Source organism: Dorea ammoniilytica (assembly GCF_025567415.1).
Classification (GTDB): Bacteria; Bacillota; Clostridia; order Lachnospirales; family Lachnospiraceae; genus Claveliimonas; species Claveliimonas ammoniilytica.
In genome coordinates, this window is the sequence record NZ_JAOQJV010000033.1 from 1 (window position 1) to 5,221 (window position 5,221).

The 5,221-nt window shown below is 44.3% G+C and carries 3 protein-coding genes and 1 tRNA gene; all 4 read left to right on the top strand.

Annotation, left to right across the window (positions count from 1 at the left end; translation table 11 throughout):
• The first annotated feature begins 184 nt into the window (after positions 1 to 184).
• The 4 genes from OCV65_RS13215 (at position 185) to OCV65_RS13230 (ending at position 5,046) form a co-directional block, all read left to right on the top strand.
• A tRNA-Gly gene (locus OCV65_RS13215) sits at positions 185 to 255 on the top strand.
• A 166-nt stretch (positions 256 to 421) separates the two neighbouring features.
• The gene (locus OCV65_RS13220) at positions 422 to 889 is read left to right on the top strand and encodes a MarR family winged helix-turn-helix transcriptional regulator (RefSeq protein ID WP_262582462.1); all 468 of its coding nucleotides are present in this window, start codon (positions 422 to 424) and stop codon (positions 887 to 889) included.
• Positions 882 to 3,203 (top strand): ABC transporter ATP-binding protein, encoded by a 2,322-nt coding sequence (locus OCV65_RS13225; protein WP_262582463.1) that lies wholly within the window; start codon positions 882 to 884, stop codon positions 3,201 to 3,203. Before OCV65_RS13220 ends, OCV65_RS13225 begins: the two co-directional genes overlap by 8 nt.
• Entirely contained in the window at positions 3,196 to 5,046 is a 1,851-nt protein-coding gene (locus OCV65_RS13230; RefSeq protein ID WP_118453118.1) for an ABC transporter ATP-binding protein, read from the top strand. Before OCV65_RS13225 ends, OCV65_RS13230 begins: the two co-directional genes overlap by 8 nt.
• Positions 5,047 to 5,221: the final 175 nt, after the last annotated feature.

Below are 5,221 nucleotides of genomic sequence, written 5' to 3' on the forward strand. Positions count from 1 at the left end.
CTTCGCCGTCGGGGTGATTACCCTACGCATTACCTGAGGTTCATGTCAAGGCTGGCGGACGGCTTAGAAAACCTATAACGTGGTAACGTCAATCCCACGAAAAAAATGATTGACCCAAAAAATAAAAAATTTTGCTTGCATTTTTTCGGGAATATGGTATTATATTTTTTGTGTTATGAAACACGCGGGTGTAGTTCAATGGTAGAACACCAGCCTTCCAAGCTGGATACGTGGGTTCGATTCCCATCACCCGCTTTTTTTGTTGCCCAAAAGCAGAATTCATCATGTAATTAACTTATTTATTAAGAATGTATAAAACACCGGCATTTAGCTTGACAGAGTTATTTGCCGGTGTTATTAATTATATACGTTAATATATAACAATGTTAAATAATTAGGTAAGAACCGAGGTGATAAGAACATGGATGAATTATATGGAGAGTTTTTCAGAGCGATGCATCAGTTTCGCAAGTTAAATGTTGCGTCAATTCTGCCGGATATCAGTCAGTCGGAATTTGCGGCGATGAATGAGATTATGGATAAAGGTGAGGATGGAAAGATTACAATTTCGGAACTTGCATGTAAAAGTAAGGTGCACTCTTCAGCTATTTCCAGAACTTTGCATTGTCTGGAAGAGAAAGGGTATATAGAGAGAAGTATTGATAAGAACGACCGGAGAAATATCTGCGTGGAACTTACCGAAGAAGGCAAACGTGTGACCACTGAAGCCAGACAAATCATGTGTGATTATGTTAAGGCAGTTGTGGAGCATCTGGAGAACAGAGAGCTGGAACGTTTGATTGCATATATGAATAAGATATATTCTGTGGCAGAAAAGGAAATAGAGGCTAGAAAATGGAAAGACAGAAAGGGAAAAGAACATGAGTAAGATAGCGAAGAATATGCTTCCATACTGGAAGTCAGTGATTATCATTCTTGCGCTGTTGGTGGTTCAGGCGATGTGTGATCTGGCACTTCCGTCGTATACTTCGGACATTATCGATGTAGGAATTCAGAACAGCGGTGTGGAACATGTGGTGCCGGAGAAGATAACCGAAGAGGAATTGCAGACGGCGCAGTTTATTATGACAGATGATGAAGCAGATGTGTGGAAGAATCTGTATAAGGAGAAAGACGGATATTACGAATTGAAAGATCTGTCAGAGGATAAGCTGAATCAGGCAGATGAAGAACTGACGGTGCCGCTGATCATGAATTATCAGATGAGTGCGATGGAGGTGGATACGTTTAAGAAATCCATTGCTGCTCAGATGGGTATGGATGAAGCGCAGCTTGCAGACATGTCAGTTGAGCAAATTGGTCAGATGATGCATGTGGAACTGGAGAGCTTCATGCAGGAGAAAGAAGATGATGATGGTAACACAAAGACGGTTGAATGCGTAGATGTGCGCAGTGTATTTTCTGCGATGTTGCAGAGTGGCACGATGACAAAAGATCAGCTTCTTTCTATGCGCGACGATATGGAAGATACCATTGATGCAATGGGAAGCTCACTGGTGAAATCAATGGGAGTTGCTTATGCAGTGTCTGCTGATAAGGCAGCGGGTGTGGATATTGATCAGGTACAGAAGGATTACCTTTGGATGTCCGGACTGAAAATGGTTGGCATGGCACTGTTGATGGGAGTTGTTACCGTACTGGTAGGCTTCTTTGCTTCTCGTGTGGGTGCAGGTATCGGACGAGATCTGAGGGACAAAGTATTTAAGCGTGTTGTGAGTTTCTCCAATGCAGAGATGGACAGATTCTCAACAGCATCCCTGATCACCAGAAGTACCAATGATATTCAGCAGATTCAGATGGTGTCTACGATGCTTCTGCGAATTGTAGCATATGCACCGATCCTTGGTATCGGCGGCGTGCTGAAGGTCATAAAGACGGGAGCAGGAATGGGCTGGGTGATCGCACTGGCGATTATTGTGATCCTTGGATATGTAATGGTATTGGTATCCGCAGCTATGCCGAAATTTAAACTGATGCAGAAACTGGTGGATAACATCAACCTGGTATCCAGAGAAATCCTGACAGGACTTTCTGTTATCCGTGCATTCGGACGAGAGAAGAAAGAGGAAGAACGTTTTGATGATGCGAATCGGAGTCTGACTAAGACGACACTTTTTACCAACCGCATTATGACATTTATGATGCCTGGTATGATGCTGATCATGAATGTGCTTACAATAAGCATTGTATGGGTAGGTGCACACAGAATTGACAGTGGTGATATGCAGGTAGGTGCAATGACAGCCTTTATCACTTATGCGATGATGATTGTTATGTCATTCCTGATGCTGACAATGCTTTCTATTATGCTTCCGAGAGCAGCGGTAGCAGCAGAGCGTATTGATGAAGTCATTGTAACAGAGTCCTCTATTCATGATGCAGATCAGACGGAAGCAGTTACAGAGCGTAATGGTGTGATTCGCTTTGACCATGTGAATTTCCGCTATCCGGGAGCGGAAGAAGATGTATTGCATGATATTGATTTTATCGCAGAACCAGGCAAGACGACGGCTATTATCGGAAGCACAGGATGCGGTAAATCTACGCTGGTGAATCTGATCCCGCGGCTCTATGATGTGACCGGCGGTAAGATCACACTGGATGGCAAAGACATCCGTAATATTAAGATGTCAGATTTGCGTGAGGAGATTGGATTTGTGCCGCAGAAAGGAGTGTTGTTCTCTGGTACGATCGCATCTAACCTGCGGTTTGGCAAAGCAGAAGCAACAGATGAGGAGATTGCGAAGGCGGCCAAGATCGCACAGGCGACCGAGTTCATTGAGACGAAAGATGACAGATATGACAGTGCGATTGCGCAAGGTGGAAGCAATGTGTCTGGTGGACAGAAGCAGCGTCTTGCAATCGCCAGAGCAATTGCAAAGGATCCGAAGATTTTTGTGTTTGACGACAGCTTCTCAGCGCTGGATCTGAAGACAGATGCGGCGCTTCGGAAAGCTCTTGGTGAAAATGTAAAGGACAGCACTGTGATCATTGTAGCCCAGCGGATCAGTACGATCCTGCATGCAGAACAGATATTGGTTCTGGATGATGGAGAGGTCGTAGGTAAGGGTACACATGAAGAGCTGTTGAAAACATGTGAAGTATATCAGCAGATAGCGAAGTCTCAGTTGTCTGCAAGAGAGCTTGGACTTGAAGAAAGTGAGGTGTCCGGAAATGAGTAATAGTCAGGAACGTACACGTACGCAGCGCCGCAGAGGACCGATGGGACACGGTATGCAGCCGGGGGAGAAGCCAAAGAATCTGAAGAAATCTGTTAAGCAGCTTGCAAAATATATGGCAACATATAAGATTGGCATATTTGTTGTAATGATTTGTGCGGCATGCTCAACAGTATTTACAGTAGCTGGACCAAAGATTCTGGGTAAGGCTACAACGGCTCTTTCAGAAGGACTGATGAATAAGATACGCGGAACAGGAAGTATTGATTTTCAGAAGATTGGAATGATCCTGCTGTTTGTACTGGTGTTGTATCTGTGCAGTGCGTTGTTCAGTTTTATTCAGGGCTGGATTATGACTGGTATCACGCAGAAGGTATGTTACAGATTGCGGAAAGAGATTTCTGAGAAGATCAACCGCATGCCGATGAAGTATTTTGAAAGCCGTACTTATGGCGAAGTCCTTTCGCGTATTACGAATGATGTAGATACACTGGGACAGGGACTTAACCAGAGTATTACCACGATCATTACGTCTGTGGCTACGCTTGTGGGTGTGCTGATCATGATGCTCAGTATTTCGCCGTTAATGACACTGATCGCATTGATTATTCTGCCAATCTCTATGGGACTGATCGGACTGGTGATGAAGAAGTCACAGAAGTTCTTCCGTTCACAGCAGGAATATCTGGGACATATCAATGGTCAGGTTGAAGAAGTCTATGGCGGTCATATGGTTATCAAAGCATTTAACAGAGAAGAAGCAACCATCGAAGAGTTTGAAAAGACGAATGATATTTTGTATGATTCTGCATGGAAATCACAGTTTCTGTCAGGAATGATGCATCCGATTATGATGTTTGTCGGTAATCTGGGATATGCATGTGTCGCATTGACAGGAGGACTTCTGGCAATCAGGGGTGTGATTACGATTGGCGATATTCAGGCGTTTATCCAGTATGTCAAGAACTTTACACAGCCGATCCAGCAGATCGCACAGGTAATCAATATGGTGCAGTCTATGTCTGCAGCATCTGAGCGAGTATTTGAGTTCCTTGGAGAAGAAGAGGAAGTGCAGATTGCGGAACATCCGGCTGATATTGCTCAGGTAACTGGGGAGGTAAGTTTTGAACATGTGAAGTTTGGTTATAATCCGGAGCAGGTGATTATCCATGACTTCAGTGCAAAGGTTAAACCGGGACAGAAGATTGCAATTGTGGGACCTACCGGTGCTGGTAAGACAACGATGGTTAAACTGCTGATGCGTTTCTATGATGTGAACAGTGGATCCATCCGTTTGAATGATCATGATATCAGAGATTTCAACCGGAGAGAGCTGAGGGACGCATTTGGAATGGTATTACAGGATACCTGGCTGTTTAAAGGCACAATTATGGAGAATATCCGTTACGGACGGCTGGATGCAACGGATGAAGAGGTTATTGCGGCAGCAAAAGCAGCGAGAGCACATCATTTTATTAAGACACTGCCGGGTGGCTATCAGATGGAACTGAATGAGGATGCAAGTAATGTATCTCAGGGACAGAAGCAGCTTCTGACGATTGCGAGAGCGATACTGGCAGATAATAAGATACTGATTCTGGATGAGGCGACTTCGTCTGTAGATACCAGAACAGAGATTGAGATTCAGAAAGCGATGGATAACCTGATGAAGGGCAGGACAAGTTTTGTCATTGCACACAGATTGTCTACAATCCGGGATGCAGATCTGATCCTTGTTATGAAAGACGGAGATATTATCGAACAGGGCAATCATGAAGATCTGCTGGCAGCGGGTGGCTTCTATGCAAACCTGTATAACTCACAGTTTGAAGATGTGGTAGCTTAAAAAGTTAAATAGACATATACGATATATACAAAAAACCGATGGTAAAGACATTTGATATAAATGTCTGAATCATCGGTTTTGTGATAGAGTGCGCCCGGCGGCGCACGTTTCTAGCGGGTGCAAGTCCCGAATCCGCCCGGTAGTGGGAAGGATATAGCCGAAGGCAAGGGTGTCC

Coding starts and splice junctions, on each gene's coding strand:
- OCV65_RS13220 (WP_262582462.1), top strand. CDS start 422: ATGGATGAATTATATGGAGAGTTTTTCAGAGCGATGCATCAGTTTCGC.
- OCV65_RS13225 (WP_262582463.1), top strand. CDS start 882: ATGAGTAAGATAGCGAAGAATATGCTTCCATACTGGAAGTCAGTGATT.
- OCV65_RS13230 (WP_118453118.1), top strand. CDS start 3,196: ATGAGTAATAGTCAGGAACGTACACGTACGCAGCGCCGCAGAGGACCG.